Below are 383 nucleotides of genomic sequence, written 5' to 3' on the forward strand. Positions count from 1 at the left end.
GACCCTGCTCACGCACGCCTTCAACGCGATGAACGGGATCGGGCACCGCGAGCCCGGGCCCGTCGTCGCCGCGTTCGAACACCCGGGCGTCACCCTCGAGCTCATCCTCGACGGGGTGCACGTGCACCCGAGTGTCGCCGCCCTCGCCTTCCGCGAGGCCCCGGGGCGGATCGCGCTCGTCACCGACGCGATGGCCGCTGCGGGCAGCGCCGACGGCGACTACCGTCTCGGCGGGCTCGACGTCACGGTCGCCCAGGGGCGGGCGGTGCTCGCGGGCACCGACACGATCGCGGGCTCCACGCTCACGCAGGAGGTCGCCCTGCGCAACGCCGTCGAGCGGGCCGGTATTGACCCGGTGGCCGCGGTGACCGCGCTCACCCTCA

The 383-nt window shown here is 74.7% G+C and carries 1 pseudogene; it reads left to right on the forward strand.

The features are described from left to right. Positions 1 to 383, forward strand: a pseudogene (locus OOT08_RS07500) (N-acetylglucosamine-6-phosphate deacetylase); the annotation flags it as partial.

Origin of the sequence: Leucobacter sp. M11, from assembly GCF_035726885.1 — a bacterium.
In the GTDB taxonomy this organism is placed as follows: Bacteria; Actinomycetota; Actinomycetes; order Actinomycetales; family Microbacteriaceae; genus JAPFRB01.